Raw genomic sequence first — 26,550 nt, forward strand, 5'->3', positions numbered from 1 at the left:
CCCGGTGGGGGAGTCCTCACCTGACCCGGAAGGTGGCCATCATGCCCATGGCGGAGTGGTCGAGCATGTGGCAGTGGTACACGTAGTCGCCGCGGAACCCGTCGAACGTCACGTGCAGCTTCACCGTCTCGCCCGGCATCACCCGGACCGTGTCCTTCAGGCCCGCCTCGGTCGGGCCCGCGGGCACGCCGCCGCGCTCCAGGACCCGGAACTGGACCAGGTGCATGTGGAAGTTGTGGGCGACGCGCTTGTTGGTGTTGACGACGTTCCAGATCTCGGAGGACCCGAAGGCCACGGTCGTGTCGACGCGATCGGGGTCGTACAGCCGCCCGTTCACGAACCCCCGCGGGTCCGGCCGCCCGTCCTCGTCCATGCTCAGCTCGATGCGGCGGGTGACCGCCGGGGCGGCCAGCGCGGACGCGGGCGGCAGGTGCCGCAGCACCCGGGGCACGCTGCTGGGGTCCTCGGCGGTCCGCACCACGTCGAAGCGGAGGACCTTGCCGACCTGCTCGGGCTTGCCGCCGGGACCGCTGTTCGTGAGGACCAGCCGGGTGCCCACCGGGTAGCGGGAGAAGTCGACTACCACGTCGGCCCGTTCGCCGGGCGAGAGCGTGAGGACGGGCACGGTGACGGGGCGTTCGAGCAGCCCGCCGTCGGACGCGATCTGGGTGAGGGGAGTGCCGTCGGACAGGGCGAGCGCGAGGATCCGCAGATTGGCGCCGTTGAGCAGCCGGAAGCGGTACTTGCGGGCCGCTACCTGGAAGTACGGGGTGGGCCGGCCGTTGGCGAGGAGGGTGGTGCGGTTCCGGTCGGCCATCGTGTACGCCAGCCGCCCCTTCTCGTCGAAGCGGGCGTCGCGCAGCGTGATGGGGACGTCGTACTGGCCCTTCGGCAGCGGAAGGCTCTGCTCGAGGTCGTCGGTGAGCAGATACGTGCCCGACAGACCGCGGTAGACGTGCTCGGACTCCATGTGGTGGGCGTGGTCGTGGAACCAGAGCGAGGCGTGCGGCTGCCGGTTGGTGTACGTGTAGGTCCGCGAGGTCCCGGGGGCGAAGACGTCCATCGGGTTGCCGTCGGAGGCGGGCGGGACCATCCCGCCGTGCAGGTGGACGGCGACGGGCATCTGGAGCCCGTTGTGGTGACGGACCAGGACCCGGCGCCCGGAGCGGGCGTGGATGACCGGTCCGGGGAAGTGCCCGTCGTAGGTCAGGACGTCGGTGGAGAGGCCCGGGAGGATCTGGGCGGTGGTCTTGCGGATCGTCAGTTCGTAGCAGTCCACGTCGCCCGTGGAGGCGAGGGGGCGCAGGACGCGCGGGACGGGCATGGCCGTCGTGAACGCGGCCGGCACCGGGTCGGGCGCGCGGCGGGGGCCCGCCGGGGGCAGGCCCTCCACCGCGTGTGCCTCGCCCCCGGCCGGAGAGCCGGGGGCGAGGAGCGGCAGGCCTGCGGCGGCGAGTGCCCCGCCGAGCACGCTGCGACGGCTGATCATCGACTTCCTCCCGGGAGGTGGTCGGCAGTGACGCCGGACGAGGGGCTCCCGGCAGACCGGCCGACACCCCGTGATCCAGGTCTAACCGAGAGTCGCGGGAACCGCACACGGCGGCGGAGCCCCCGCGGCCCCGGCGCGTCGTCAGGAGTCGCCCCTCGCGCCGTGGTTCCGGGTGCTGCGGCCCTCCGGCCCGGAGCCGTACCAGGTACTCCGTGCGGGGAGTCAGCCCGCCGTCACCAGGCCGGTGGCCCGGCCGTCCCCGTCCCGGACGACCGTCAGGACCGCCTCGACGGCGGCGCGGTCGAGCGGACCGAACACGTGCGGGAAGAGGGTCTCCCCGGAGACGCCGGGAGGCGGGGTGGGATCGGCCGCCTCCCACTCCGTCCTCGCCGTGAGCCGGCCCTCGTCGAGGAGGAGCACCAGGAGCGGCCCGGCGGCCTCGGGGAAGAAGGCGTTGACGACGGCGAGCGTGGTCGCCTCGTCGGGTGAGCAGTGGACGAAACCGTCCTCCGCGAGGGACGCGGGGACGTACGGCTCCTCCGGCCGGGCGGACCAATCGGCGGGCGTCACGACGTGGTAGATCATGGTCCGGTTATAGCAGGAGCCCCTCACGCCTCCCCGGGCTCACCAGGAGCGTCCCGCCTCGATCAGCAGATCCCGGACACGGACCACGTCGGGGTGGTCCGGGCGGCCCGGACGCTGGACCAGGTAGGCGGTGTTGATCGGCGGATCCTCCGGATCGTGCAGGAGCACGAGTTGGCCCGAGGCCAGTTCGGCGGCGCAGAGGTAGCGCGGCAGGACCGCGAACCCCGCCCCCGCGACGACCGAGGCGAGGACGCCGCGCAGGTCGGGGACGGTCAGGGCGGCGGGGCGGGAGAGCCGCGCCCCGAAGACGTGCCGCCAGTAGCGTCGCGTGATGGGCAGGTCCTCGGCGTACGCGACCAGGGGGACGGAGCGGAGCGCCCCGGGCCCCTCGCGGCCGAGCCCGTCCCCGACCCGCTCCGCCCACACGGGCGCGGCGACCAGCACGAACTCCTCGTCCGCGAGCGGTACGGCGGTCAGCGCCCGGCCGCGCGGCCGGAAGGTGGCGATGACCAGGTCGTGCCGGCCCGCGCGCAGCTCGTCGAGGAGCGGCTCGGTCAGTCCCTGGCCGATCCGCAGCCGTACGCCCGAGGCGGTCAGCGGGGCGAGCGCGGGCAGGACCCGGGTGCCGAGGAGTTCGGCCGGACCCGCCAGATGGACGGGAGTCGCCCGCTCCGGGGACGCGGCCTCGTGCCCGGCCGCGGCGGACAGCGCGTCGAGCGGGCCCGCGACCCGGGCCGCCAGTTCGTCGGCGACCGGAGTCGGGGCGACCCCGCGCGGCAGGCGCTCGAACAGTTCACGGCCGGTCTGCCGCTCCAGCGCGCGGATCTGGGTGGTCACCGTCGGCTGCGACAGCCCGAGCAGCCCGGCCGCGGCGGTGAACGAACCCGAGCGGTGGACGGCCAGAAAGGTCCGCAGCAGATTCAGATCGCCGACCGGACGCGCGGGACCGCTCACCACGCCATCGGAATCCTCATGTCGCATGGAGCGAGCCTAACGACCCGCCTATCGGTGGGAGCCCCTCCCGGGACGATCGGATCCCCCGTCCGGAACGGCCCCCGCCGCGACCGGTGCGCACGGGGCTACTCGCTGGTACGGTCCCCTGACCTACCGGTGCGCCACGAGGAGCGGCCGGAGCCAGGGAGGGGCGGGACCATGACGCGGAGAACGGGCGAGGTGCTTCCCGGGGTGCTTCCCGCAGGGCTCGCCGAGGCGATACGGGGGACCGCCGGCGACATCGCGGCGGTGCTGCGCACCCCGGCGCCGGCCGGACGGCCCGCGGACACCGCCGGGCTCCCCGTACCCCGCTCCACCTGGACGGTCGGGGAGGCCGCCGCGCACCTCGCGCAGGCCAACGCCCTCATGGCCGACCTGGCCGCGGGCCACGAGCGGCCCTACGGCGACGGCACCCCCGGCAGCCTGGCCGAGGCCAACGAACGCGCCCTCGCCGGGTTCGACGAGCGGGAGCCCGGCCCGCTCGCCGAGATGATCACCGCCCAGGCCGACGCGTTCCTCGCGGCCGTCGAGGAGCGCGACCCGGCCGGCCTGCTGTCCACGCCGCTCGGCCGCATGACCCCGGCCGTCCTCGGCTCGTACCTGCTGACCCACATGCTCGGCCACGGCTACGACCTCGCCCTCGCCCTGAACCGTCCCCACATGCTCGACGCCCGCCGGGTCGCCCTCACCCTGCCGTTCATGGTGCAGGCGATGCCCCGCGTCGCCGACCCGGCCGCCGTCGCGGGACTGACCGCGAGTTACGCCGTACGCCTGCGGGGCGGCGGTCCGCGCTTCGGCGTCACCGTCACGGACGGCACGGTCCGGACCGACCACGAGCCGCCCGCCCGCCCCGACTGCACGATCCTCACCGAGCCGGTCGCCTTCCTCCTCCTCGGCCTCGGCCGGATCGACCCCTGGCCGGTGATCGCGCGGGGCGCCGCGCTCGGCTGGGGCCGCAAGCCCTGGCTCGCCCCCCGCTTCCCCCGCCTCTTCCGCGCGCCGTAGCGGGTGCCGGGCACGTCGCGTCCGGCGCGGGGTCCCGTGCGCACGAGCGTGCGTCCCGGCCGCCGCCGATGGATCCTGGAGGTATCGGTAGGGGCCGCGCCCCGGTTCCGCGTGGCCCGGCGATGCGAGGAGGCGGACCATGACCCGCACGCTGGAGTGGAAGGTCGGCCTGGAACTGACCGAGGACGGCGGCAGGACGAAGGCCGAGGCGCGGCTCAGCACCGGCACCTCGACCCTCACGGGCCACGGCTCCGCGCGGTGCAACCCGGCGGACGTGGACGTGCCGGCGATCGGCGACGAACTCGCCGCGAGCCGGGCGATGAGGGACCTGGCGGGGAAGCTCATGCGGGAGGCCGACCGGGAGATGGAGGCGGCCGGCGCGGGGACCGTACCCCGCCGCACCGGCCCCGGATACGGCTGGCCCGAGGCGGTGTCCTGACGAAGGCGTCACCCGCGCACCTGTGCCCGGCGGCCCGGCGCCGCCGGGACCGTGACGCGCGCGCCAGCTCTCAGACCGTGCCCTACAGCGCCTAGGTCTTCAGACCGTGCGCCCCCGCGCCTAGCTCGCCGGCTCGCCCTCCTCCGAGGCCAAGGTCATCCGGTCCACGACCTCCACCACCCCGTCGACCGTCTCGCACAGGCGGACCAGGATCAGGCCGAGGCCCGGACGGTCGAGGGTGCCGCTCAGGGTCACCCGGCCCTCGTCGACGTCGATGTGCACGGCCGAGGGCGACAGGCGCAGGATCCGGACGATGACGTCCTCGCGGATCTCCTCCTGGATGGAGCGGTCCCGGCGCAGGAACAGCTGGAGCAGGTCGCTGCGGCTGAGGACCCCGATCAGCCGGCCGTCGGCGTCCACGACCGGCAGCCGCTTCACCCGGTGCCGTTCCATGAGACGGGCCGCCTCGACCGCCGTCCAGGAGGGCCGGGCCGTCACGGCGGGGCTCGACATCATGGCCTCCGCCGAACTGGGACCGTCCTTCGCCGTGTGCCTCCGCAGCAGGTCCGCCTCGGAGACGACGCCCACCGGCCGGTTCTCCTCGTCGACCACGGGGACCGCGGTGATGCCGTACTCGTCGAGGAGCCGCGCGATCTCCTTGAACGACGTCCCGCGCTGCACCGCGACCGCGGTGGGGGTCATCAGGTCCGCGACACTGCGGTGCCTCATCGTCCGATCCGTCCCTTCTGCGTTCCTGCCTCCATGATCCCGCACCGGGCGGACCGGCCCGACGGCGGGCCGACCCCGGAGACGCCGAAAGAGGGGCCGCCGGACCCTGGCGCGGATCCGACGGCCCCTCTCCCGTGGAGCTCAGGACCTGTTGACGGCCACCTCGTAGAGCGAGTAGCCCCAGTCCGTGGCCCGCTTCACCCCGTGGACCCGCACGTAGCGGGCCGACTGCGAGTCGAACGTCGCCGTGTCGTAGCCGCCGTCACCCGCGTCCGTGGACCACACGCTCCGCCAGGTCGTGCCGTTCTCCGACAGCTCGATCCGGTACGCGCGCGCGTAGGCCCGCTCCCAGTCGAGCGTGACCCGGCCGACCCGGCGCACCGAGCCCAGGTCCACCTGGAGCCACTGGTCGTCCGACCACTCGCTGGCCCAGCGGGTCCCCGTGTCGCCGTCGACGGTCAGGGCCGGCGAGAAGTTCACGAAGGGGTTCCACCACTGGGTGGTGGAGGCCGACGCCGGCCGCCCTGCCGCCAGGTTCACCCCCGGCTCGTGGTCCTCGGTCCTCTTCCAGGTCGTCAGGTACGACTCCGCTCCGTGCGACAGCTCGTCGACGACGCTCTGACCGCCGGGGGTGAGACGGATCTGCTCGATCCAGTCCGGCACGAGACCGTTGTGCGCGGCGCCGTCCGTGTTCAGGTCCCAGGTGCGCTGACCGGTGACCTGGCGGTCGATGACCGAGCCGCCGTCGAAGCTGCGGAACGGGTACTTCACGGCGTTCGGGGCGTCGGGTCCGACGGGGCCCGGCCAGCCGCCGACGCCGTTCATGTCCGTGCCGTAGCCGAACCCGACGCCGTACTTCTTCCGCAGCTCCGCCTTCTGCGCTGCCTCACCCACGAAGCCCTCGGCGCCGTGCATGTACGAGGCCGCGAAGCCGCCGAGACGGTAGAGCCGCTCGGTCCAGTCCAGGTCCATCCAGCTGTGGCTGGACAGCACGCCCGGGTACTCCTCGGCCTCCAGCATGTCGAGCGCGCGCCCGGCGGCCTTCACGCTCATGTGGTCGAGCTCCAGCATCATGCCGCGCTGGACCATGCCCTTCAGGGCGTACTCCCCGAGCCGTGTGAGGCCGCGGGTGTTGCACTTGGCGTCGGAGGCGTACGACGGGACGCTCACCCCGGCCGGCAGCTTCTCCGCCATCGCGGCCGGTGCCGCGGCGAGCCCGATCGGGTTGTCGTGCTGCGGGCCCGCGCACTTCTCGGTGCTCCAGAACGTGCCCGTGGAGAGGAACTGGCCGATGTTGACGGCCACGCCCGTCGTCCCGCTGTCGAAGCGGACGCCGCAGAGCGCGTTGTCGAACTTGTGGCAGAGGAACATGCTGCGCACGCCGAGGCCGTACAGCTCGTCGAGGCCCTTGTCGATGTCCGCCTGGCTGCACTGGGCGACGTCGAGGATCTGCTTGCAGCCGAAGGGCTCGGACGTCTCGACGCCGAGGACGACGGCGAGCTTGCCCTGCTGGATCACCGAGCGGGCCTGGTCGGCGCTGGTGACGATGCGGAACCAGCCCTTGCCGGGGCCGCCGTACATCCCGTCGACGTAGTCCTGAAGCTCGTACGTCTTACGGGCCTCCAGCCGGATCGCGGTCATCTCGTCGCAGCTGCGGTCGCGGGGCAGCAGCGAGCAGATGAGGCCGTTGGTCACCAGGTCGTTGACCAGCACCCGCTGGCCGCCGCGCCAGGCCCGCTCGACCCAGGCGTAGTAGTTCTGCTGGTGGCTGAGGGAGTTGTTGGCGGGCCAGTCCTTGAACGTGGGCCAGCCGACCGGGTCGTGCTTCCCGTTGTCCCCGCCCGTGAGGTGCTCGAAGAGCGCCCCCGAGCCGTCCGGATAGTGCTCGGGACAGTCCTTGAGGGCATCGGCGACACCCGCCGCCGAGAACGTCGACCCGCAGATCATCCGGCCGCCGAAGCCCTCGTTGGACATCAGGTGGTTGTGCGCGTCGACGAACCCGCGCACCCTGCCCTGCGCGTCCGTTCCCGTGAACGGCGCGCCCGTGACGTTGATCTGCGAGTCGGGCGCCGGGCGGGACGTGGCGTCCCACCACGCGCCGCCGGCGGCGGCGGGGACCGGCGCGGAGCCGAACAGCACCGCGGCCAGGGCCAGGAACAGCGCGAGGAGGGCGGATCCGCCGCCCCGTCCGCGCGAGAAGGGTCGAGTCATGGTGGGCGTGCCTCCGGGCGGTGGGGGTGTACCGGCGCCCCGAGGATCGCGTTACCGGAGGTACGAGTCAAGAGTCCGGGTCAAATGACCTGTTGAAGAACCGGAATCCGCTAGGAACGCTCAACCCCCTCGATCAGACCCACGAATTGATGTGCTGTCAGGTCCAGGTGATCGGCGGCCGCCTTCGGATCGCGGAGGACGAGGAACTGAAGAGTCAGCCCGTCGATCGCCGCCGCCAGATACCGGGCGAGCACCTCCACCGGTACGAGCGGCTCCCGGTCCCGCACCCCGACCTGCTCCAGCAGCACCGTCGCCGACGCCACGTACTGCTCGTACTGGGCGCGCGCCAGATGCTCGAACCCCGGCTCCCGCAGGGCGTACTGGGTGAGGTCGTACGTCAGCATGTGCTCGCCCGGGTGGGCGGTGACGTGGTCCCAGTACGTCTGCAACGCGCCCCGGACCGTCTCGCGCAGCGTCGCCCCCGGCACGACCGCGTTCCGCACGCGCGCCACGTAGTTGCCGGTGATCGACTCGATCGCCGCTTCGAGCAGCGCCTGCTTGGAGTCGAAGCAGTAGTGGAAGACGCTGAGCGAGACACCCGCCTCGGCGCAGATCGACCGGGTGGTGGTCCGGGCGACCCCGTCCCTGGTCATCGCCCTGATCGCCGCCTCGACGAGCTGCCTGCGTCGTTCGGCCGACGGCATCCGCGCCATGGTTCCTCCTCGCGTCCGGCGCAAGGGTAGCCGCAGCCTCTGTGCCCCGCGCGGGGCCATGATCCCCCGGGTGACGCCGGGTGACGCCGGGGGCGGCGCTGGCGTCACCGGCGTCGCGGCCCGGCGGTCAGGCCGCCGCCGACTCCCGGGTCACCGCCGCCAGGTCCGCGCGGAGCGCGGCGAACGCCGGGTCGCCGCGCAGCGAGGCGACGTCCGTGGCCGGGTCCCGGGGAAGCGGCACCGGCACCTCGGCGACCACGCGACCGGGCCCGGCCGCCATCACCAGGACCCGGGAGCCCAGCAGGACGGCCTCCTCGGCCGAGTGCGTGACGAAGAGGACCGTCGTGCCGGTCGTCGCCGCCAGGGTGCGCACCTCCTCCTGGAGGCGCTCCCGGGTCAGCGCGTCCAGCGCGGCGAACGGCTCGTCCATCAGCAGGACCTGGGGCTCCGCCGCCAGCGCCCGCGCGATCGCGACCCGCTGGCGCTGTCCGCCCGACAGCTCCCAGGTCCGCCGGTCCGCCATGCCCGGGAGCCCGACGAGGGACAGCAGCTCCTCGATCCTGGCGGCCCGTGCGGCGCGGGCCACACCGTGCCGGGCCAGGGCGAAGGCGAGGTTCCCGCCCACCGTGCGCCACGGGAAGAGCCGGGGCTGCTGGAAGACCACGCCGACCTTCCGGCGCACCGCCACCGTCCCGGTCGCGGGCTCCTCGAATCCGGCCACCAGCCGCAGCAGCGTCGTCTTGCCGCAGCCCGAAGGCCCCACGAGCACCACGAACTCGCCGGGCTCCACGGAGAGCGACACCCCGGAGACCGCGACGACGGGCGCCTTGACGGAGCCGTACCGGACGCCGACGTCCACGAGCTCGATGTCGGCTCCGCGCGCCCCGGCCCCGCCGGGAACGGCCGAGCCGGGAGCGGCAGATCCGGCGGGAGCCGCGGACCCGGCGCTCGGCGCGGGATCCGAGGCCGGCACGGGCTCAGCGCGCGACACGGGCGAGCTCCTTCACCGCGAGGGACTTCGCGAAGTCCTCCTGGCCCGGGACGGCGTCGATCGCCTTCTGGCCCTTCAGGAAGACGGCGGCGTCCCGCAGGTTCGCGGCGAGCGCGCCCGGTGCCCCCGGGGTGCCGAGGTACGCGGCGCCCTGCTGCTCCTTCGCGGTGAGCAGGACCAGTTCGGCGAGCTGCCGGCGGGCCTCCTCGGGGGCGAGGTTCAGCTCGGCGCCGATGGCGACGGACGCCTTCGCCGGGTCGCTCTTGGCCAGCTTCACGGCCTGGTCCTCGGCCTTCAGCCAGGCGTCGACGATCTCCGGGTGCTCGGCCGCGAACGCGTCGGTGACCACGCCCAGGTCGGCGGTCGGCTTGCCCCGCTCCGCGATCGTCCGGCTGGTGACGAGCACCTTCCCGTCCTTCTTCAGCTCGGTGAGGCTCGGCGTCCACACGTACGCGGCGTCGATGTCGCCCCGCTGCCAGGCGGCGAGCGCGTCCTGCGGCTGGAGGTCGACGAGCTTCACGTCCGAGGCCTTCAGGCCGGCCGACTCCAGCGCCACGAGCAGCGAGTAGTGCGAGGTCGAGCCGAAGGGGGTGGCGATCTTGCGGCCCTTGAGGGCGGCGACGGAGGCGATGTCCTTCTTGGCGACGAGGGCCTCGTTGTCACCGATCAGGTCGTGGATCCACAGCACCTTGTACGGGATGTCCAGCGGTGCCGACAGGCCCTTGGTGACCGGGCTGGAACCGAGGAGCCCGAGGTCCACGGCCCCGGCGATCACGGCGGTGTTGACGTCGCCGCCGGAGTCGAACTTCACCCAGGAGACGTCGGCGTCCGGCAGGGCCTTCTCCAGGAGCTTCTGGTTCTTCACCACCAGATCGGCGTTGGGGATCGCCTGGTAGGCGATCCGCACCCGGACCTTGCCGCCCTTGTCCCCGCCGGAGTCGCCTCCCGTGCCGCAGGCGGTGGTGGAGAGGGCGAGCAGCAGGGCGGTGGCGGAGGCGGCGAGGACGGCGCCGCGACGGGACGAGGGCATGACGGTTCCTTCGGTGAGGGAGACGGTGAGACACGGAGACAGGGGGAGGGGGAGAGGCAGGCGCGGGAGACGCGAGGGTCAGGACCGTCCGCGCCACGGGACGGCGACGCGCTCCAGGCCCTTGAACAGGGCGTCGAGGAGGATCCCGGAGAGGCCGATCGCGATGATCCCGGCGATGACGACATCGGTCTGGTTGTAGCGCTGGGCGTCCCGGATCATGCCGCCGATGCCGGGGACGCCGTTGATGGTCTCCGCGGCGACGACCGAGGTGTACGCGATGCCGACGGCGATCCGTACTCCGGTGAGGATCTCCGGCAGCGCGGCGGGCAGCCGGACGGAGAGCAGCAGGGCCGCCGGCCCGGCGCCGAGGGCCCGGCCCGCCTCCACGAGGTCGGCGGGGACGCCCCGTACGGCGGCGGCCGTGGCGGCGGCGATCGGCGGCAGTGCGGCGATGAGCAGCAGCCAGATCTTCGGGGACTCGTCGATGCCGAACCAGATGACCAGCAGGGAGAGGTACGCCAGCGGGGGGAGCGTCCGCAGGAACGTGACGGCGGGCTCCAGGACGACGGCGAGCGGCTTCACCGTGCCGATCAGCAGCCCCAGGGGGATGCCGACGAGGGCGGCGTAGCCCGTGCCGACGGCGATCCGGCGCAGGGAGACCGCCAGATGCTCGACGAGCAGGTGGTCGCTGATGCCGCGCACCCCGTCGTGGACGGTCGACGCCCGGACGAAGGCCTCCCCCACCTCGCCGGGGGAGGGGACGAGGACCCGGGGCCAGACGCCCGCGGCGACGACCGCCTGCCAGGCGGCGAGGAGCACCGCGAGTGCGAGGAGCCGCAGCGCCGCCCAGCGCAGCGCGGACACCCCGGCCCAGGGACGGCGCGCCGGGCGGCCGGAGGCGGGGTCCCGGCGGCCGGTCCTCCCGTCCGTCGCTCCGGATCCGTCGCCCTCCGGGCCCGCGGCGGTGGACGGGGTGCGTCCGCCCGTGGTGTCGACGGCGGTCACGCCGCCACCTCCCCGGCCGTCGCGGTGGCCAGCGCCCGCAGCCGGGGCGCCACTTCCTCGCCGACGCGGTAGGCCTCTTCGAGGTGCGGGTAGCCGGAGAGGACGAACTCGTCGATGCCGGCGCGACCGTACTCGAAGAGGCGCCGGGCGACCTCGTCGTGCGAGCCGACGAGCGCGGTCCCCGCTCCCTCGCGGACGAGGCCGATGCCGGCCCAGAGGTTGGGGGAGACGGTCAGGCTCTCGGCGGAGCCGCCGTGGAGGGCGGTCATCCGCGCCTGTCCGGTGGAGTCCATCCGGGCGAACCTCTCCTGCGAGGCGCGGACCGCCTCGGGGTCGAAGCCGGCGAGGATGCGGTCGGCCTCCTGCCAGGCCTCGGCCGAGGTGTCCCGGGTGATGACGTGGAGGCGGATGCCGAAGCGCAGGGAGCGGCCCGCCCGCGCGGCCCTGGCCCGTACCCGCGCGACGCGTTCGGCGACGGCTGCCGGGGGCTCGCCCCACAGCAACTGCACCTCGGCGTGGTGCGCCGCCACCTCCTCGGCCTCGGGGGAGGCGCCGCCGAAGTAGAGGGGGACGGGGGTGCCGACGGAGGGAGCCGCCAGGCGGGCGTCCTCCACGCGCACATGGTGTCCGTCCAGCGTGACGGCCGATCCGTCGAGCAACTCGCGCACGACGTGCATGAGTTCGCCGGTCCTGACGTAGCGCTCGGCCTTCGGGAGGTGGTCGCCGTACGCCTTCTGCTCGACCGGGTCGCCGCCGGTCACCACGTTGAGGGCGATGCGGTCGCCGAAGAGCCGCCGGAAGGTGTCCGCCTGCTGGGCGATCAGCGTGGGCTGGGCGAGCCCGGCACGGAACGCGACCAGGAAGCCGATCCGCTCCGTCACCGCGGCGACGGCCGAGGTCAGCACCCACGGATCCACGCAGCCGAGGCCCACCGGGGTCAGCAGCCGTGCGAACCCTGCCTGTTCGGCCGCCCGGGCCACCTGGGCCAGGTAGCCCAGGTCGGCACCCCGGCGGGTCGCGGCGGCGGAGCGGCCCTGGACGGCGGTGACCCCGCCGGGGTCGCGGCCGTCGCCGCCGGTGGGCAGGAACCAGTGGAGGACGGGTGCGGGAGAAGAGGGCATGCGGACGTACCTCGGGGAGGAGCGGGGCCCGGACGGGTGCGCGTGGCGGCCCGTCGGGCGCGGGGAGCGTGAGGGGAGGCCCGGGAGTGCGGGGCCGGAAGGGGCGTCACGGGCGGTGCGGACGAACGGCGTCGGACGACGGCCGGCGGTGACCGGAACGCGGGGGCAGCCGAAAGGTGCTCAGTGGCCGTTCGTGTGACGACACGCCGTGCGGGGACAGGCCGTGTGACAGTCCGCGTGACGACAGGACTCAGACCGACACAGCATCCCCGCGACACGCAGAAGATCCACGTGGCGGCGGGAGACGAGGACGGGAGTCATGCGGGCATCCTTGCCCCGGCCACGGGCGTCTCACAAGTCACGTCCGTGATGCGGACGGTGCCGTCTCGGACTGCGGGACGCCGATCAGGGCGCGCCCGCCCCGCTCCGCGGCCGACTCCTCACGGGACGACGGCAGTTCAGGGGCCGGGAGGCCGCGCCCCGGATGCCGTCAGTTCCCCGCCGGGGGCTCCAGCACCTCGCGCAGCGCCGCCACCGCGTGGGCGCGGTGCTCGTCGAGGTGGCGGACGGTGGACTCGGCGTCGCGGCGGCGGAGGGCGGCGATCACGGCCCGGTGCTCCCGCACGGCCTGCGTCCGGTGCGGGGGGTCGGTGTAGTACAGCGAGCGGTATGCGTCGGTGGAGTCCCACAGGGTCGTGATGAGGCGGACCAGGCGCGGCATCCCGGAGGCCTCGATCAGGGTGAAGTGGAAGCGCCGGTTCGCCGCCGCCATCGCGGTCACGTCCCCCGCCCCGGCGGCCCGTTCGACCTCCTCCTGGATCTCCTCCAGCGCCTCGATCGCGTCCTCCGGAAGCCGTCGTACGGCCGTGCGGACCGCCTCGGTCTCCAGGAGCTCCCGGATCCGGTAGATCTCCTCCAGGTCGCCGAGGGAGAGCTCCGCGACGAAGTAGCCCCGGTGGACGTGGTGCACGACCAGGCCCTCGGCCTCCAGGGCCTTCAGTGCCTCCCGGAGCGGCACCCGGCTCACCTCGAACCGGGCCGCCAAGGCCTCCTGACGGATCGGTCCGCCGGGTCCGAGCTCCCCGCTGGTGATGGCGCGCCGCAGTTCCTCCAGGACGAACTGCTGGGCGGTCTGCGGCCGCCGCTTCTGCACCGGGCTGCTCATCGCCTGTGACCTTCCGTTCCCTCACGTCGCCGGCGGCGGACCCCGCCGCCGGTGCCGACCATCTTCCTACGCGCCGCCGTCCGCCGCCGACGCCCCGGGGGCAGGTCGTCCCAGCTCGGACCGCACGCCGTCGGTGTGCTCGCCCAGGCGCGGGGGAGCGCCGCGATACGAGGGCGGGGTGGCGCCGAGCCGGATCGGGTGGGCGACCTGGCCGGGGCCGGCCGCGGGCTCCGGGACGCGCGGGGCGAGTCCGAGGCGGTCGGCGAGGCCGAAGGCGGCCGCCAGGTCGTTGATGGGGCCGCAGGGCACGCCCGCCGAGGTGAGCTCCTCGCACCAGGCGTCGGCGGTACGGCTGCCGAGGGGACCGGCGAGGGCCTCGGCCAGCGCGTCCCGGTGGGCGACCCGGGCGGTGTTCGTGGCGAAGCGGGGGTCCCCGGCGAGCTCCGGCCGCCCGAGCCGCTCGCACAGGGCGCGGAACTGCCGGTCGTTGCCGACGGCGAGGACGAGCGGCCGGTCCCGCGCCTCGAAGACCTCGTACGGCGCGATGCTCGGGTGCCGGTTGCCCATCGCGCGCGGCACGACCCCGGCCCCGAGGTGGGCGGCGGCCTGGTTGGTGAGCGCGGAGAGGAGGGAGCCGAGCAGGGAGACCTCGACCCGCTGGCCCTCGCCGGTGCGCTCCCGGTGCCGCAGCGCGGCCAGGACGCCGAGGCCCGCGTGGAGGCCGGTGATGACGTCGACCAGGGCGACGCCCGTCTTGGTGCCCGGCCCGTCCGGTTCGCCCGTCACGCTCATGAGGCCGCCCATGGCCTGCACGAGGAGGTCGTAGCCCGGCAGCCGGGCGCCCTCGGCGGTGCCGAAGCCGGTCACCGAGCAGTAGACGAGGCCGGGGTTGGCCGCCCGTACGTCCTCGTATCCCAGGCCGAGCTTCTCCATCGTGCCCGGGCGGAAGTTCTCGACGAGGACGTCCGCGCGCTCCACGATGGCGCGGGCCGTCGCGAGGTCCTCGGGGTCCGTGAGGTCCAGCGCCACGGAGCGCTTGTTCCGGTTCACGCCGAGGAAGTACGTGGCCTCGCCCGCGGCGAAGGGCGGGCCCCACGCGCGCGTGTCGTCCCCGGAGCCCGGCCGCTCGATCTTGATCACGTCCGCGCCGAGGTCGGCGAGGAGCATCGTCATGTAGGGCCCGGCCAGCACGCGGCCGAAGTCGGCGACGACGATCCCGGACAGGGCGCCGTCGTGCGCCGGCGTCCCCGGTGCGTCCGGCTGTTCTGCGTGCATGCGGCGTTCCTCGCTCCCGCTGGGGATACCGGAGAGTGGCGACCGGAGCCGGACGGGAAGCCCGGATCCCGGTGGCCGGGGACTGGATCCCACCGGACCGTACGGCCCGGGTGTCGGGAATTCAATACTGGATCCAATATCCGATCTGCCGCTACGCTTCGGCTCGCCGAGTCGCCACAGTCGCCAGGAGGCCGTCAGTGAAGTCGCCGTCCACCCCCGTCCACCCCTTCGACCTGCTCGCCGTCGACGGACTCCTGACCGACGAGGAGCGGGAGATCCGGAACACCGTGCGGGCCGTCGCCGACCGCGAGCTGCGCCCGCACGTCGCCGGCTGGTTCGAGAAGGGCGAGATCCCCGCCCGCGAGCTCGCCCGCACCCTCGGCGGCGTCGGCGTGCTCGGCATGCACCTGGAGGGCTACGGCTGCGCGGGCACGAACTCCGTCGCGTACGGCCTCGCCTGTCTGGAGCTGGAGGCCGTCGACTCCGGACTGCGCTCCCTGGTCTCCGTGCAGGGCTCCCTCGCGATGTACGCGATCTGGAAGTACGGCTCCGAGGAGCAGAAGCGGCACTGGCTGCCGAAGATGGCGTCGGGCGAGTTCATCGGCTGCTTCGGCCTGACCGAGCCGGACGCCGGATCGGACCCCGGCGCCATGCGCACCCACGCCAAGCGGGACGGCTCCGACTGGGTGCTCAACGGCACCAAGATGTGGATCACCAACGGTTCGGTCGCCGACGTGGCCGTCGTCTGGGCCCGGACCGAGGACGGCGTCCGCGGCTTCCTCGTCCCGGCCGGCACCCCCGGCTTCACCGCCCCCGAGATCAGGATGAAGCTCTCGCTGCGGGCCAGCGTCACCAGCGAACTCGTGCTGGAGGACGTACGCCTGCCCGCCGACGCGATGCTCCCGGAGGCCCGCGGCCTCTCCGGCCCGCTCGGCTGCCTCAACGAGGCCCGCTTCGGCATCGTCTTCGGCGCCCTCGGCGCCGCCCGCGACTGCCTGGAGACCGCGATCTCCTACGCCAGGGACCGGACCGTCTTCTCCCGCTCCCTCGCCTCCTACCAGCTGACCCAGCAGAAGCTCGCCGACATGTCCGTCGAACTCGGCAAGGGCATGCTCCTCGCCCTCCACCTCGGGCGGCTCAAGGACGCGGGCACCCTCACTCCCGAGCAGGTCAGCGTGGGCAAGCTCAACAACGTGCGGGAGGCCATCGCGATCGCCCGCGAGTGCCGCACGATCCTGGGCGCCAACGGCATCACCCTGGAGTACCCGGTGCTGCGCCACGCCAACAACCTGGAGTCGGTGCTCACCTACGAGGGCACCAGCGAGGTCCACTCCCTGGTCATCGGCAAGGCGCTCACCGGCGAACAGGCCTTCCGCTGAGGCGCGGGACCGTCAGCCCGCCGTCACCCGGCCGACGAACGCGTCCAGGTTGCCCCTCAAGCGGGCGACCTGCTCGTCGAGGGTGAGGGACTCCTCGTGGCGCCGGTGGCGCAGCTTCGGCTGCCGCCGGCCCCGGACGTAGAGCGAGCACGCCAGGTCCGCGCAGAGGTAGAGACCGACCGTGTTCCCCTCGCGGCCCCGGCTGCCCGCCAGCGGCGCCACCAGGAGCGTGACGCCCGAGGAGGCGTGCGCGGTCAGGCAGACCTGGCACATGCTCGACTTCACGGCGCTGGTCCGGCCGGTGGCCGGCACCCGCAGGGACACCCCGACCGGACCGTCCTCGCGCGGCACGACCAGGTGCGCCCGCAGCGGTGCGCCCGGGTCGACCCAGCCGAGGAAGTCCAGGTCCTCCCAGGGGAGTTCGGCGAAGTCGAGGGGCAGCTTCAGACGCGCCGCCTCGCCCTTGGTGCAGTTCACGAAGGACGAGCGGATCTCTTTGTCGGTCAGTGGTTCCACTCGGTGGACCGTACAGGGACCGGCGGGGGCCGGGCATCCGAAATACGGCCCCCGCGGTCCCGGGTCAGGCCACCCAGTCGGGCAGCGCCGGATCGGCGAAGTGTCCCGGGGCGCCGTCCAGCGCCGCCGCGAGCCGCTCCGCCGCCGTCTCGTACACGTCGGGCGGAAGCGTGAACGGGATCCGCAGCCGGTGCTCGTGCGTGCCCGGATCCACCCCGAAGCGGGCCCCGCCCTCCACCCGCACCCCGTGCCGCAGGGCGCGCGCCGCCAGGGACGAGGCGACCGGACGGCCCAGGTCGATCCAGAGGCACATCCCGCCCGGCGGCACGGCCCAGCGCCACTCGGGCACATGGCGGGCGAGGGCGTCGGCCAGCGTGGACCGCCGCGCGCGCAGCTCGTCGAGGCGCCGCGGCAGGATCACGTCGAGCCGGTCCATCAGGGCCACGGCCACCAGCTGGTCGAGCACGGAGCCGGAGAGGTCGGCGGTGATCCGGACCCGGGCCAGCTCGCTCACCACACGGGACGCCGCCCGCACCCAGCCGACCCGCAGCCCGCCCCAGCAGCTCTTGCTCAGCGAGCCCACCGACACGATCTGCTCGGCGTCGCCCCCGGCGGCCGCCGCCGCGAAGGGCACCGGAGCCGGCACGTCCAGGGCCATGTCCGTCAGCGTCTCGTCGACCACCAGCCAGGTCCCGGTCGCCCGCGCGGACCGCGCCAGCTCCCGGCGCTGCTCCGCCGGCATCAGCCGCCCGGTCGGATTGTGGAAGTCCGGGATCAGATAGGCCAGACGCGGCGCGGTCTGCCGGAGCGCCGCGCCGACGAGCCCGGTGTCCCAGCCGGTCTCCGTCACCGGGACCGGGGTGATGCGGAGCATGCGCCCGCGCATCGCGTCGAGGGCGTTGGTGTACGACGGGTTCTCGGCGAGGACGCGGTCGCCCGCCCGGCCGAGGAGCGTGAGGACCAGAGAGACGGCCTGCTGCGCGCCGGTCGTGACGAGGATCTGCTCCGGGAGCGTCGGCAGGCCCCGCGCCGTGTACCGGGCGGCGATCGCCGCCCGCAGCGGGGGCAGGCCGTACGGGTGGTAGCCCTGCGAGCCCGCGTAGCGCGGAAGCTCGGCCGCGGCCGCCGACAGCGCGGCGGACAGCTCCTCCTGCGGAGCCTGCGGGGCGGCGAGGGCCAGGTCGACGGTGGCTCCGGTGTCGTCCTGGTACGCGCCGAACACGGTCGGCGCCTGGCCGTCCGGCAGCGCGGTCCACGTGCCGGCGCCGCGCCGGCTGTGCGCGTAGCCGCTCTCGCGGAGCAGGTCGTACGCCCCCGTCACGGTCGTCCGGCTCACCAGGAGCACCGCGGCGAGCTCCCGTTCGGCCGGGAGCCGCAGGCGCAGCGCCACCCGCCCGTCGAGCAGCGCCTCCCGCACCGCCCGCGCGAGCTCCCGGTACCCGAACCGGCCCTCCGGGGGCGGGGTGAGGAGCGACGCGAGCTGCCGGCCCGTCAGGGTCCGGTCCGCGGTGTGGACCACACGTGCCACTGCCATGCCAATCACTCCTCATTGGCTCTGCTGTCCGGGCCAATAAGAGTACAGAGTCCTCTCCAGTGGCCTGGTGGCCATGTTCCTCAGGGAAAGGAGACGACCGATGTCCGGACACTTCACCGACCGCGACGAGCGGCTGTGGCAGCGACGCGCCGAGGAGCGGGCGGTCCGCCCGCTGCCGATCGCGGCCTGGCTCCGCGCCCTGCGCGCCAGGACGGCCCGCACCTCCCCGGAGCGCCGCGCCACGACGCCCGCGCCGCGCGCCCACGCCTGCGAACCGGTATGACGCGCCCGTCCCCGTGGGGCGGCGGCCGGATCGTCGTCGGCGTCACCGGCTCGCTCGCCTCGCTCGCCGCCCTGCGGCACGCGGCCTCCCTCGCCCGCCACGCGGGCGCCCCGATCCTGGCGGTACTGGTCTGGCAACCGCCCGAGGGAGAGGGGCTCTTCGCCCGCACGCCGGACCGGTCCTGGGCGCGACTGTGGGGCGAGGACGCCCGACGGCGTCTGAACCAGGCGCTCCTCGACGGGCTCGGCGGCGTCCCTGACGGGCTCGCCTTCGAGGGCAGGGTGGTCCGCGGCGCCCCGGCGTCCGCGCTGTGCGCCGTCGCGGACCGCCCGGGGGACCTGCTGGTCCTCGGCTCGGCGCCGGGCCGGGGCCGGCTCGGACGGCTGCGCCGCCGCCCGGTGCTGCGCGCGGTGCTGCGCCGCGCGACCGGGCCGGTCCTGGCCGTGCCCGGCCCGCTCCTGTTCCCCGGCGAGGCCCGCGTCCTGCGGCGCGGCGCCCGTGTGCCCGCACCCGCGCCCGTGGCGGAGGCGGGGGACGGGCGCGGGGCGGGGCCGTCCGGGGCCGCGCGTCCTGGACGAGGGGGGGCGGCTCCGGGGTGCGGGCGAGGCCGGGCCCTGCGGAGTGAGGGACGCCATCGGGGAGTCGGCCGCCGCCGAACGGTCCGCCTACGGTGACTGGCTCGTGAGCTCCGCCGGGCTCTCGGGCGCTCCCGAGTCAGGACTGGACGACCCCGGCGACCCCGACGAGGGAGACGAGGGCGCCGAGGAGGGCGAGGCGGGAGCGGAGGACGATGAGTCCGGCGGGGGCGACGAGTCCGGCGGGGAGGAGGAGTCCGACGGCGACTCCGGCGAGGACGTGGAGGCCGAGGGGGAGAGCGTCGAGGGGCACGGCGACGGGGTGATCCCGCCGCGCGGCTTCGGGGTCTCCGTGCCCGTCACCGTCACGCACGGCACCGGCGACGACGGCGGCGGGCTGGACGTGGACGACGAGGGCGATGTCGAGGGGGAGGCCGTGGGCGGCCGGTGCGGGGGCGGGGCCGGGCGGTCCTGCCCGCCGGTGTCGCCGTGCCGCCGCGTGAACCAGCCGTCGTCCTGGGGGTCGTAGACCACGAAGACGTTCACGACCGTCACCGAGGGCGCCACCACGACGACCTGCTGCGAGCTGTAGCCCTGCCACGGGGTGCCCGTCGTGCGCGGGGCCTTCTGCGGCACCGCGGCGGACAGCGGATTGCCGCAGGCGCAGCGCACCCGGGGCACCCCGCGACCGTCGACCATCACCGCCGTGCCCGCCTGGAGCACCGCCTGGTACGAGGTCGCGGCGCCGTCCCGGAAGCCGTGGTTCGTCACCCGGGTGTCGACCCGGAGCTGAAGCGGGGTCAGGGACCGGAGGTAGTCCGGCACGCCGGCGGGCGGGATCCCGATGACGGAGGCGAAGGCCGCGTTCTTGGCGGGCTGCGCGGAGAGGTAGCGGACCTGCTGCTCGACGTCGCAGCTGGAGACCGACTTGGTGCCGCCGTAGAGACCGGGGGTCGACCCCGACACCTCGGTCACGGCCGAGGCGGTACGGGGCGGCAGCGAGGCCGGCGGGGCCGAACCGCCGTCGGTGCGTGCCGTCGAGCGGGTGAACGGGTCGGGTCCCGTCGCGGAGGCGTTCTGGAGGAAGACCTCGCCGCCCGACGCCTTGGTGCCGCCCTCGTCGCCGCCGGAGCGGTTGAGGAGGACCACGGCCAGCGCCGCCGCGGCGACGAGCACGGCCGTGACCGAGGCGACCTTCGGGACGGAGCGCCACCAGGGCCCACCGCCGCCCCCGCCCTTGCCGGAGCGGCCCGCGCCTCCGCCGCCCGCGCCGGATCCGCCGCTCCCGGCGTCACCTCCGCCGGAGCCGCCGGAGGAACCGCCCCCGGGGCCGCCGGGTCCGCCGGAGCCGCCCCCCGATCCTCCGGAGGAGCCGCCGCCCGGACCGTGGGGCGGTCCGGGCGGCGGCGGGGGGCCGGCGCTTCCCGGGCGTGTGCTCGGACCCGAGAGGGGGCCCGAGGGGGGACCTGCGGGGGGAACCGACGGAGGGCCGGACGGGGGGTGGGAAGTCACGTTTTTCCCTTTCTTCCGTTCCGCGCCCATTGTGTGCGCCGAACGGTGCCCACCCGCAAGCGGAGGTGCCCCACCCGCAAAGCGGAGGTGCCCTGTCCGCAAGCGGACCCCCGGCACCGGTACTAGCGTGGGCAGCGTGACGAGCAGTCGGCTCCCCACCTCAGCGCGGTCCGCCGCGCCCCCGGCACGTCCCCTCGCCCGCGTCGTCCTCCAGGCCCTGGCCGCCGTGGTCGCCGGGTTCGTCGCGATGGGTGTCGTCGCAGGCCTCGGCCTCTGGGCCGCGGGCGCCGCCGACCTGCCCGGCGGCTTCGTGGCCGTCCTCGCCGCGGTCGTCGTCATGGCCTCCGGCGGCAAGGTCCAACTCTCCGGCGACGCGGGCGCCCTCGCCGGAACCCAGGCCGAACTCACCGCCATGCCGCTCACCGTCACCCTGGTGGGCGCACTGGTCACCGGCTTCTGCTTCCTGCGCCCGCTGCGCCACCACGCGGTCGCCAGCACCCGCGAACTCCTGCTCCGCGCGGCGAGCGTCGTCGTGCTCTGGCTGGCGGCCCTCGCGGGACTCTCGGCCCTCGCCCGCCACGACTTCCCCCTCACCCTGGGCGGCGGCACCTCCGACGACTCCCTCATGGACCTCTTCGGCGACCTCCTGGACGCCGCGAACCCCACCGTCGGCTTCCGCACCGACCTCGGCCCCACGCTCTTCTACGGACTCCTGTGGATCCTCGGCGTGCTCGCCGTCGCCCTCCTCGTCTCCCGGCGCACCCCGCTGCCGCCCCGGCTCGTCCGCTACCACGAACCCGTCCGCCCCGCCGCGTTCGCGATGCTCCTCCTGCTCCTCGCGTACGTCGTCGTCGGCCTCGTCATCGGGATCGTCGTCGCGGCGACCAAGGGGCACGCCGCGGAGACCCTCGCCGTCCTCCTCCTGGGCCTCCCCAACATCACCTGGCTCGCCCTCGGCGTCGGCATCGGGGGCTCCTGGCAGGGCACGGCGGAAGGCCCCTTCGGCCTGCCCATGCCCCAGATCCTGGACGCCGTCCTGCGCGGCGACGGCGACAGCCCCGACCTCTCGACCGTCGACCTGTCCTCGCTCGCCGCCCAGGACGCGCGCGCGTGGTGGCTGCTGCCCGTCGCCGCCGTCCTGGTGCTCGCCGCCGCCTTCCTCGCGGCCGTCCGCTCCCCGGCCCGGACGGCGCTCTGGCAGCACTCCCTGCACCTCGGCGTCGCCTTCGCGCTCACCATGCTCGTCGCCGCACCGGTCACCCTGGTCGAGGCCCGCTTCGGCCTCTCGGTCCTCGGCATCGGCGACCTCGCCTCCCTCGGCGCCCGGGTGGTGCTCCGCCCGGACGTCTGGAGGACGGCCGGCCTCGCCCTGCTCTGGGGCCTGGCCTGCGGCCTCGTCGGCGGCCTCCTCGCCTCCCGGGTCCACCGTAGGGGAGAGGTCGGGACCGGCGACGGCGGCAAGGGTCCGCAGGACCCCGGGGGTCGGTAGGACGTCACGGCGGGTAGGACGTCAAGGGCGTATAGGGCCCGCAGGAGCCACCCTCAGCCGCCCAGCTCCCGGAAGACCGGACGCGCCCACGCGGGCGGCTCGGGCGGGGGACCGGGCTCCCGGGGCCCCGGCGCCGCCACCACCGGACCGCCCGGTGATGCGCCGGCCAGCGCGCCCCGCAGGGCCGCGACGAACTCCAGACACGTCCCGTACCGCTCCTCGGGCGTCTTCGCCAGAGCCCTCGCGAAGACGGCGTCCGCGGCCTCCGGCAGCCCCGGCCGGACCTCGGACAACGGCGGCGGCGGATCGTACTGCTGCGCCCACAGCACCGCGTAGTCGGAATCGCGGCGGAACGGCGGCACCCCCACCAGCGTCTCGAAGACCACGCACGCCAGGCTGTAGACGTCGCACCGGCCGTCCACCGGCTTGCCGGAGATCTGCTCGGGCGCCACGTAGTCCAGCGTCCCGACGAACTCGCCCACCGTCGTGAAGCCCGTCAGTGACAGCGACTTCTTCGTCAGCCCGAAGTCGGTCAGGTACACGTGCTCCGGATGGTCGCCGTCGGTGCCCTCGGCGACCAGGACGTTGCCGGGCTTCACGTCCCGGTGCACCAGGTCGTGCGCGTGCGCCGCGTCCAGGGCCGAGGCCACCTGCGCCGCGATCCGGCCCGCCTTCACCGGCGGCAGCGGCCCCTCGCGGTGCAGCAGCGCCGCCAGGTCCTGCCCCGCCACGTACCGCATCGCGATGTACAGCACGCCCTCCGTCTCGCCCGCCTCGAAGACCGGCACGATGTGCGGGTGGTCGATCGAGGCGGCGACCCGCGACTCGTGCGCGAACCGCCTGCGGAAGGTGTCGTTGCGGGCCAGCTCCGGCGCCAGCAGCTTCAGCGCCACCGTACGGTCCAGACGCAGGTCCAGCGCCCGGTACACCACCGCCATCCCGCCGCGCCCGATCTCGCCCTCCACCCGGTAGCCCGCGATCTCCTTGCCGAGCAGGCCGGAGGGCCGGCCCGCCGGGATCCCCGGGTCCCCGCCCGTCGTCATCGCCCCTCACCCGCCGGACCGGTCGGCCCCACGACCCGCGTGGGCGGCGGCCCGGCCGCCGTCTCCGGATCCGCCTGGGGCACCACCTGGGTCGGCTCGTGCCCGGCCGCCGTCTCCGGATCCACCTGGGGCACCACCTGCGTCGGCTCGTGGCCGGGCGGCGCCTCCGCGGGCTCCTCGGCCTCCGGTGCGGCGCCGGGTGCCGGAGCCGCCGACGCCGCGTACGTACGGAGCGAGACCCCGTCGCCGTACACCCAGCGCTCGTGCTCCGCGTCGTACAGCCACACCGACTCCCCGTCCACGACCATCCCGACCCGCAGGCCGCGCGTCCGCAGCCGGAAGCCCTCGCCGTCGAGACGCCCGGCGCCCAGCTCCTCCGCCGCCCGCCGGTAGCGGCCGAGCGCGTCCTCGGCGCGGGCCATGAGCGGCCTCGGATCGGCCGTCCTGGTCAGGGGACCGCCCGCCGCCGGAGGATCGTCCGGCACGGACACCAGGAGGCGCGCGTCGACCCACGCGGTCCAGCCGTTGGAGCACAGCACCCGGCCCCAGTCGCCCGTCCGCTCCTCCAGACGCACCGGCAGGAAGGCGTCCAGGGACGTCGTGGGCAGCCCCGGATCGGGCGCCTCCCAGGCGGAGAGACCGGAGCGCGGCACCACGTGCGTGGGCCGGAAGTCCGGTACGTACTCGGGTACGGGGACGCTCACGGTCTCACCTCCGTCACGGGGCCCCTGCGCGCTGTCTCCACGGGCCTACCTCCGCATGACGACCGGCTCGTGGCGGCGCAGCAGCCGGGACACGGCCAGAGCGAGGACGAGACACAGCACCACCATCATGCCCATGTCGAACAGCCAGGCCTCCGCCGTGTGCCGCATCAGCGGATCGGCGGTCTTCTCGCTCGGCGCGATCTTCCCGATGTCGATCGTCGCACCCATCGCCGCGAACGCCCACCGCGAGGGCACCAGCCAGGCCAGCTGTTCAAGGACCGGCGTGCCGCGCACCTTCAGGAGCGCCCCGCAGAAGACCACCTGGACGATCGCGAGGAGGACGAGCAGCGGCATCGTCACCTCCTCCTTGCGGACCAGCGCGGAGACCAGCAGACCGAGCATCATCGCCGTGAAGGCGAGCAGCGCCACCGCGAGGGTGATCTCGATCAGCGGGGGCATCAGGACCCCCTTGCCGCCGGGCACGTTCAGCGGCACGCCGATCAGGGCCACCAGCGTCAGCACCACCGCCTGCACGACCGTGATGACGCCGAGGACGACCACCTTGGAGGCGAGGTAGGCCGAGCGGGACAGACCGACGGCTCTCTCGCGCCGGTAGATCGTCCGCTCCTTGACCAGTTCGCGCACCGCGTTCGCCGCGCCGGTCAGCACGCCGCCGACGCACAGGATGAGCAGGACGTTCAGCGTCGACTCCGGGTTGAGGCTGCCCTCCGACAGGGCCCTCGCCATCGCGCCCATCACGAAGGGCAGGGCGATCATGATCGCGAGGAAGGTCCGGTCGGCGGAGAGCGCCGCCGCGTAACGGCGGACCAGCGTCCGCAGCTGGGAGCCCCAGCTCTGGGCCTTCGGCGGCGGCGCCGGTTCGCCACCCGGCCGGCCGCCCGCGGGCACCGGGACGTCGGGGCGGGCCGTCGCGTCCGTGATGTAACGGCGGTGGAAGCGAGAGGAACGGTACTGCCCGGCCCAGTCGCGGTCGCGCTCGTTCTCGAAGGCCTCGAAGGCCTCCGGCCACTGCTCGAAGCCGAAGAAGTCCAGGGTGTCGCCGGGCGGACCGTAGTACGCGACCCGCCCGCCCGGCGCGAGCACCAGGAGGCGGTCGCACACGTCGAGGCTGAGCACGCTGTGCGTCACCACGACGACCGTGCGGCCGTCGTCCGCGAGCCCGCGCAGCATGTGCATCACGGAGCGGTCCATGCCCGGGTCGAGGCCGGAGGTCGGCTCGTCCAGGAACAGCAGCGAGGGCTTGGTGAGCAGTTCGAGGGCGACGCTCACCCGCTTGCGCTGGCCGCCGGAGAGACTGTGGATGGGCTGATCGGCGCGCTCCACAAGGCCGAGCTCCCGGATCACCTCGTCGACCCGGGCCCGCCGCTCGGCCGCCACGGTGTCCTCGGGGAAGCGGAGCTCCGCCGCGTACCCGAGGGCCCGGCGGACCGTGAGCTGGAGGTGCAGGATGTCGTCCTGCGGGACGAGACCGATGCGCTGGCGGAGCTCCGCGTAGTCCTTGTACAGGTCCCGGCCGTCGTAGAGCACCGTGCCCCGGTCGGCCGGGCGCTGACCGGTGAGCGCGCCGAGCAGCGTCGACTTCCCGGCGCCGGACGGGCCGACGACCGCCAGCAGGCACTTCTGGCCCACCGGGAACGACACCTCGTCCAGCAGGGTCTTGTGCCCGTGGTCGACGGTCACCGCGAGCGAGCGGACGTCCAGGGAGACCTCGCCGGTGTCGGTGAACTCGACGAGCTGCCCGCCGATCAGACAGAACGCGGACCGGCCGATGCCGACGATGTCCTCGGCCGTGACCCGGGCGTCCACGACGGGAGCGCCGTTCAGGAAGGTGCCGTTGTGGCTGCCGAGGTCGTGGATCCGGTAGGTGCCGTCGGGCTGGGCACGCAGCTCGGCGTGCCGGCGCGAGACGACCAGGTCGGAGACGACCACGTCGTTGTCGGGGGCGCGCCCGATCCGGACGGTGTGCGCGGGCAGCGGCCGCACCGAGGTGGGCTGCCGGAAGGTCCCGGTCGCGGCGGGACGCACGACGGAGGGCGGCTGGAGCGCCGCGGGCCGGGGAGCGGGGGCGTCGGGCCCGCGGGAGTCGAGCCGCGAGGAGGGGGACGGCTCGGGTGCGGGGGGCGCGGGTTCCTCGGGTACGGACGGTTCGGGTGCCTGGGGCTCCGGCGTCGGGGGCTCGTCGGGTGCCGGCGGCTCGGGCGTCGGGGGCTCCGGTTCGGGCCAGGGCTCCTCCGGCAGCGGGGCCTTCGGCAGGTGTACGGCGGCGGGGGCGGCCCCGGCACCGGGCGGCGGCGCTGCGGGGTCAGGCCCTGCGGCGTCCGGCCCGGTGGAGTCCGGCTCGGCGGCGGGTGCCTCTTCCGGGCGACCGTCACGGGTCGACAGCACCGCGCGCGGACCGTCGTCCGGATGCCCGAAGCGTACGACCGTCCCGGGGCCGACCTCCCGCGGCCGGGCGACCCGCAGGCCGTCCGCGAACGTCCCGTTCGTACTGTCCTCGTCGACCAGCGTCCAGTGGCCCCCGGCGGCGCTCAGCACCGCGTGGTGCCAGGACGCCCGGGCGTCCGAGAGCACGATGTCGCTGGTGGGGTCGCGTCCGATGCGATAGACGCGGCGCGGATCGATGAGCGTCGCGTCCCCGTCGATCTCCAGGACCAGACCGGGGGCCGCGGGCACGGAGGGCCGCTCTGCCATGCGTGAATTTTATCCGCCGGTGCTGATCGCCGCCCGGGAAGAGGGCGCCGGT

Annotated in this window: 25 protein-coding genes; 6 read left to right on the forward strand and 19 right to left on the reverse strand. The window is 74.5% G+C overall.

Features of this window, described 5'->3' with window-relative positions:
* Positions 1–16: 16 nt before the first annotated feature.
* From ACFYXU_RS15065 to ACFYXU_RS15075, 3 genes are all read right to left on the reverse strand, one after another.
* Positions 17–1,489, reverse strand: a complete 1,473-nt coding sequence (locus ACFYXU_RS15065) for a multicopper oxidase family protein (RefSeq protein WP_389406614.1) — start codon at positions 1,487–1,489, stop codon at positions 17–19.
* Positions 1,490–1,711: 222 nt separating this feature from the next.
* Positions 1,712–2,074 carry a DUF952 domain-containing protein gene (locus ACFYXU_RS15070; protein WP_384565551.1) on the reverse strand — a complete coding sequence of 121 codons (363 nt, stop codon included), beginning with the start codon at positions 2,072–2,074 and terminating at the stop codon, positions 1,712–1,714.
* Between the two features lie 39 nt (positions 2,075–2,113).
* Positions 2,114–3,055 carry a LysR family transcriptional regulator gene (locus ACFYXU_RS15075; RefSeq protein WP_389406615.1) on the reverse strand — a complete coding sequence of 314 codons (942 nt, stop codon included), beginning with the start codon at positions 3,053–3,055 and terminating at the stop codon, positions 2,114–2,116.
* Between the two features lie 171 nt (positions 3,056–3,226).
* Between ACFYXU_RS15075 and ACFYXU_RS15080 the strand changes: the two genes are divergently transcribed.
* Positions 3,227–4,072: a maleylpyruvate isomerase family mycothiol-dependent enzyme gene (locus ACFYXU_RS15080; protein WP_376514667.1), complete on the forward strand. Its 846-nt coding sequence runs from the start codon at positions 3,227–3,229 to the stop codon at positions 4,070–4,072.
* A gap of 139 nt (positions 4,073–4,211) precedes the next feature.
* Positions 4,212–4,511 (forward strand): DUF1876 domain-containing protein, encoded by a 300-nt coding sequence (locus ACFYXU_RS15085; RefSeq protein ID WP_329852823.1) that lies wholly within the window; start codon positions 4,212–4,214, stop codon positions 4,509–4,511.
* Between the two features lie 120 nt (positions 4,512–4,631).
* Here the strand turns inward: ACFYXU_RS15085 and ACFYXU_RS15090 are convergent, their stop codons facing one another.
* The 10 genes from ACFYXU_RS15090 to ACFYXU_RS15135 all read right to left on the reverse strand — a co-directional run bounded on the left by ACFYXU_RS15090 (position 4,632) and on the right by ACFYXU_RS15135 (position 14,751).
* Positions 4,632–5,240, reverse strand: a complete 609-nt coding sequence (locus ACFYXU_RS15090) for a CBS domain-containing protein (protein ID WP_329852824.1) — start codon at positions 5,238–5,240, stop codon at positions 4,632–4,634.
* Positions 5,241–5,381: 141 nt separating this feature from the next.
* The gene (locus ACFYXU_RS15095) at positions 5,382–7,451 is read right to left on the reverse strand and encodes a discoidin domain-containing protein (protein WP_389406616.1); all 2,070 of its coding nucleotides are present in this window, start codon (positions 7,449–7,451) and stop codon (positions 5,382–5,384) included.
* Positions 7,452–7,561: 110 nt separating this feature from the next.
* Complete coding sequence (locus ACFYXU_RS15100; RefSeq protein ID WP_389406617.1) at positions 7,562–8,164, reverse strand: TetR/AcrR family transcriptional regulator; 603 nt, start codon at positions 8,162–8,164, stop codon at positions 7,562–7,564.
* Between the two features lie 127 nt (positions 8,165–8,291).
* A complete protein-coding gene (locus tag ACFYXU_RS15105) occupies positions 8,292–9,032 on the reverse strand; it encodes an ABC transporter ATP-binding protein (RefSeq protein ID WP_389407033.1) in 741 nt (246 codons plus the stop codon).
* A gap of 109 nt (positions 9,033–9,141) precedes the next feature.
* Positions 9,142–10,185 (reverse strand): ABC transporter substrate-binding protein, encoded by a 1,044-nt coding sequence (locus tag ACFYXU_RS15110; RefSeq protein WP_389406618.1) that lies wholly within the window; start codon positions 10,183–10,185, stop codon positions 9,142–9,144.
* A 78-nt stretch (positions 10,186–10,263) separates the two neighbouring features.
* Positions 10,264–11,049 carry an ABC transporter permease gene (locus ACFYXU_RS15115; RefSeq protein WP_389407034.1) on the reverse strand — a complete coding sequence of 262 codons (786 nt, stop codon included), beginning with the start codon at positions 11,047–11,049 and terminating at the stop codon, positions 10,264–10,266.
* Positions 11,050–11,186: 137 nt separating this feature from the next.
* Positions 11,187–12,311, reverse strand: coding sequence for an LLM class flavin-dependent oxidoreductase (locus tag ACFYXU_RS15120; protein WP_376514656.1), 1,125 nt, complete (start codon positions 12,309–12,311; stop codon positions 11,187–11,189).
* A gap of 180 nt (positions 12,312–12,491) precedes the next feature.
* Positions 12,492–12,632, reverse strand: a complete 141-nt coding sequence (locus tag ACFYXU_RS15125; RefSeq protein WP_389406619.1) for a putative leader peptide — start codon at positions 12,630–12,632, stop codon at positions 12,492–12,494.
* A 169-nt stretch (positions 12,633–12,801) separates the two neighbouring features.
* Complete coding sequence (locus ACFYXU_RS15130) at positions 12,802–13,476, reverse strand: GntR family transcriptional regulator (protein ID WP_361403134.1); 675 nt, start codon at positions 13,474–13,476, stop codon at positions 12,802–12,804.
* A gap of 66 nt (positions 13,477–13,542) precedes the next feature.
* Positions 13,543–14,751 (reverse strand): CaiB/BaiF CoA transferase family protein, encoded by a 1,209-nt coding sequence (locus tag ACFYXU_RS15135; RefSeq protein WP_389457945.1) that lies wholly within the window; start codon positions 14,749–14,751, stop codon positions 13,543–13,545.
* Positions 14,752–14,948: 197 nt separating this feature from the next.
* On the opposite strand from ACFYXU_RS15135, the gene ACFYXU_RS15140 reads away from it, so the two are divergent.
* Positions 14,949–16,130: an acyl-CoA dehydrogenase family protein gene (locus tag ACFYXU_RS15140; RefSeq protein ID WP_376514647.1), complete on the forward strand. Its 1,182-nt coding sequence runs from the start codon at positions 14,949–14,951 to the stop codon at positions 16,128–16,130.
* Between the two features lie 12 nt (positions 16,131–16,142).
* On the opposite strand, the gene ACFYXU_RS15145 is transcribed toward ACFYXU_RS15140, so the two are convergent.
* Complete coding sequence (locus ACFYXU_RS15145) at positions 16,143–16,646, reverse strand: FBP domain-containing protein (protein WP_361403124.1); 504 nt, start codon at positions 16,644–16,646, stop codon at positions 16,143–16,145.
* 64 nt (positions 16,647–16,710) lie between these two features.
* Positions 16,711–18,180 carry a PLP-dependent aminotransferase family protein gene (locus ACFYXU_RS15150; RefSeq protein WP_389457947.1) on the reverse strand — a complete coding sequence of 490 codons (1,470 nt, stop codon included), beginning with the start codon at positions 18,178–18,180 and terminating at the stop codon, positions 16,711–16,713.
* Positions 18,181–18,280: 100 nt separating this feature from the next.
* On the opposite strand from ACFYXU_RS15150, the gene ACFYXU_RS15155 reads away from it, so the two are divergent.
* Positions 18,281–18,463, forward strand: a complete 183-nt coding sequence (locus tag ACFYXU_RS15155) for a hypothetical protein (protein WP_389457949.1) — start codon at positions 18,281–18,283, stop codon at positions 18,461–18,463.
* Positions 18,460–19,137 carry a universal stress protein gene (locus ACFYXU_RS15160; protein WP_389457951.1) on the forward strand — a complete coding sequence of 226 codons (678 nt, stop codon included), beginning with the start codon at positions 18,460–18,462 and terminating at the stop codon, positions 19,135–19,137. Before ACFYXU_RS15155 ends, ACFYXU_RS15160 begins: the two co-directional genes overlap by 4 nt.
* Here ACFYXU_RS15160 and ACFYXU_RS15165 read toward each other — a convergent pair.
* Positions 19,129–20,580, reverse strand: a complete 1,452-nt coding sequence (locus tag ACFYXU_RS15165; RefSeq protein WP_389457953.1) for a DUF6777 domain-containing protein — start codon at positions 20,578–20,580, stop codon at positions 19,129–19,131. The genes ACFYXU_RS15160 and ACFYXU_RS15165 overlap by 9 nt on opposite strands.
* 106 nt (positions 20,581–20,686) lie before the next feature.
* On the opposite strand from ACFYXU_RS15165, the gene ACFYXU_RS15170 reads away from it, so the two are divergent.
* Positions 20,687–22,039, forward strand: coding sequence for a streptophobe family protein (locus ACFYXU_RS15170; protein ID WP_376514857.1), 1,353 nt, complete (start codon positions 20,687–20,689; stop codon positions 22,037–22,039).
* Positions 22,040–22,092: 53 nt separating this feature from the next.
* Here the strand turns inward: ACFYXU_RS15170 and ACFYXU_RS15175 are convergent, their stop codons facing one another.
* From ACFYXU_RS15175 to ACFYXU_RS15185, 3 genes are read right to left on the reverse strand one after another with little or no spacing between them, the layout of a single operon-like run.
* Positions 22,093–23,082, reverse strand: coding sequence for a serine/threonine-protein kinase (locus ACFYXU_RS15175; RefSeq protein WP_376514855.1), 990 nt, complete (start codon positions 23,080–23,082; stop codon positions 22,093–22,095).
* Entirely contained in the window at positions 23,079–23,786 is a 708-nt protein-coding gene (locus tag ACFYXU_RS15180; RefSeq protein ID WP_389406623.1) for a hypothetical protein, read from the reverse strand. The genes ACFYXU_RS15175 and ACFYXU_RS15180 overlap by 4 nt, the downstream gene beginning before the upstream one ends.
* 45 nt (positions 23,787–23,831) lie before the next feature.
* Positions 23,832–26,498: an FHA domain-containing protein gene (locus ACFYXU_RS15185; RefSeq protein WP_389406624.1), complete on the reverse strand. Its 2,667-nt coding sequence runs from the start codon at positions 26,496–26,498 to the stop codon at positions 23,832–23,834.
* Positions 26,499–26,550 lie beyond the last annotated feature (52 nt).

The organism is Streptomyces sp. NPDC002232, assembly GCF_042890295.1.
In the GTDB taxonomy this organism is placed as follows: Bacteria; Actinomycetota; Actinomycetes; order Streptomycetales; family Streptomycetaceae; genus Streptomyces.

Coding starts and splice junctions, on each gene's coding strand:
- ACFYXU_RS15160 (WP_389457951.1), top strand. CDS start 18,460: ATGACGCGCCCGTCCCCGTGGGGCGGCGGCCGGATCGTCGTCGGCGTC.
- ACFYXU_RS15065 (WP_389406614.1), bottom strand. CDS start 1,489: ATGATCAGCCGTCGCAGCGTGCTCGGCGGGGCACTCGCCGCCGCAGGC.
- ACFYXU_RS15135 (WP_389457945.1), bottom strand. CDS start 14,751: ATGCACGCAGAACAGCCGGACGCACCGGGGACGCCGGCGCACGACGGC.
- ACFYXU_RS15185 (WP_389406624.1), bottom strand. CDS start 26,498: ATGGCAGAGCGGCCCTCCGTGCCCGCGGCCCCCGGTCTGGTCCTGGAG.
- ACFYXU_RS15155 (WP_389457949.1), top strand. CDS start 18,281: ATGTCCGGACACTTCACCGACCGCGACGAGCGGCTGTGGCAGCGACGC.
- ACFYXU_RS15095 (WP_389406616.1), bottom strand. CDS start 7,451: ATGACTCGACCCTTCTCGCGCGGACGGGGCGGCGGATCCGCCCTCCTC.
- ACFYXU_RS15130 (WP_361403134.1), bottom strand. CDS start 13,476: ATGAGCAGCCCGGTGCAGAAGCGGCGGCCGCAGACCGCCCAGCAGTTC.
- ACFYXU_RS15080 (WP_376514667.1), top strand. CDS start 3,227: ATGACGCGGAGAACGGGCGAGGTGCTTCCCGGGGTGCTTCCCGCAGGG.
- ACFYXU_RS15150 (WP_389457947.1), bottom strand. CDS start 18,180: ATGGCAGTGGCACGTGTGGTCCACACCGCGGACCGGACCCTGACGGGC.
- ACFYXU_RS15070 (WP_384565551.1), bottom strand. CDS start 2,074: ATGATCTACCACGTCGTGACGCCCGCCGATTGGTCCGCCCGGCCGGAG.
- ACFYXU_RS15120 (WP_376514656.1), bottom strand. CDS start 12,311: ATGCCCTCTTCTCCCGCACCCGTCCTCCACTGGTTCCTGCCCACCGGC.
- ACFYXU_RS15085 (WP_329852823.1), top strand. CDS start 4,212: ATGACCCGCACGCTGGAGTGGAAGGTCGGCCTGGAACTGACCGAGGAC.
- ACFYXU_RS15165 (WP_389457953.1), bottom strand. CDS start 20,580: ATGGGCGCGGAACGGAAGAAAGGGAAAAACGTGACTTCCCACCCCCCG.
- ACFYXU_RS15090 (WP_329852824.1), bottom strand. CDS start 5,240: ATGAGGCACCGCAGTGTCGCGGACCTGATGACCCCCACCGCGGTCGCG.
- ACFYXU_RS15100 (WP_389406617.1), bottom strand. CDS start 8,164: ATGGCGCGGATGCCGTCGGCCGAACGACGCAGGCAGCTCGTCGAGGCG.
- ACFYXU_RS15125 (WP_389406619.1), bottom strand. CDS start 12,632: ATGACTCCCGTCCTCGTCTCCCGCCGCCACGTGGATCTTCTGCGTGTC.
- ACFYXU_RS15175 (WP_376514855.1), bottom strand. CDS start 23,082: ATGACGACGGGCGGGGACCCGGGGATCCCGGCGGGCCGGCCCTCCGGC.
- ACFYXU_RS15110 (WP_389406618.1), bottom strand. CDS start 10,185: ATGCCCTCGTCCCGTCGCGGCGCCGTCCTCGCCGCCTCCGCCACCGCC.
- ACFYXU_RS15075 (WP_389406615.1), bottom strand. CDS start 3,055: ATGCGACATGAGGATTCCGATGGCGTGGTGAGCGGTCCCGCGCGTCCG.